General features: G+C 23.7%; 1 protein-coding gene. It reads right to left on the bottom strand.

The features are described from left to right. Window positions 1-300: 300 nt before the first annotated feature. Window positions 301-894 (bottom strand): hypothetical protein, encoded by a 594-nt coding sequence (locus NI464_RS15745; protein ID WP_253139535.1) that lies wholly within the window; start codon window positions 892-894, stop codon window positions 301-303. Window positions 895-989 lie beyond the last annotated feature (95 nt).

The raw sequence follows: 989 nt of genomic DNA, 5'->3' as shown, positions 1-989 counted from the left end.
AGAGCTAAAAGACTCGGTTTGAGATTCAATCTAATTGCTGGAATTTATAACTTGGAGCTGAGTAAAAAATGATTTATGAAAGAGGTCTATTAGTTGCCAATTTAATACCAACATCTAAATTTGTGTAATGTGCAAACTTTCTTTCTTGATCATTCTGCCTAACACATAATCCACCTAAAATTAATAATACAAGATTTTGAATTTTTAGTAGATTAAAATGTTTTTTTATATCTATTTGCTGTTGTTTATTCTGTTGATCCTCACCATAATTCATCAATTTCAAAGAATTATTTGACAAAGTTAATAATGTATAAAATTGATGTATATTAAAAAATCATTAATAAAGTCATTTTCGTATGGCATATTTTTATAATATTTATACTTTATTATTTTCATCATATTTATAAGCGCTGTACTCTCCGACTTAAGTAAATCTATATTAATTTCATCAAACTCATCCTCCTTGATATTTTCATCATAAATTTTTATTAAAGAGTACAATAACTTAGAAAATAAATTTACATTATCAATAAAATTATTAACCTCATTAATATCAAATATCTTTTTTTCTATTTTTTCTTTTTCTTTCTCAATATCATTAATTTTACTTACCTTTTCCTTAAGTAGTCTTATTTCATCATTAATATTTAAATACTCATCATTATCAAGATTGGCATCCATCATCTTTTCATTAAGATTATTGATATTTTTTTTATAGTTCTTAATATCTTCTAACCTATTTTTAATTTCACTTAAATTAGACTTAAAATTATTAAAACGAATATTTGATTCATCTAAAAAATTATTTGCTTGCTCATCTATTTCCTTAAAAATGCTATATAAATCTTTGTTAATCACTTTATCATCAACATATTTTTTTTGAAATAAACTCACTAGATCAATAGATCTCTTGCGAAAGTTAATTTAAGAGCGTCCAGTTCACCATTCCAGCAATTAAATTCATTCTTAGACCAAATCGTTTCCGTCTA

Source organism: Acinetobacter lwoffii (assembly GCF_024129685.1).
Taxonomy (GTDB): Bacteria; Pseudomonadota; Gammaproteobacteria; order Pseudomonadales; family Moraxellaceae; genus Acinetobacter; species Acinetobacter lwoffii_X.
Note: the sequence above shows the minus strand (reverse complement) of the source record. Positions and strands in the feature narration are given on the sequence as shown.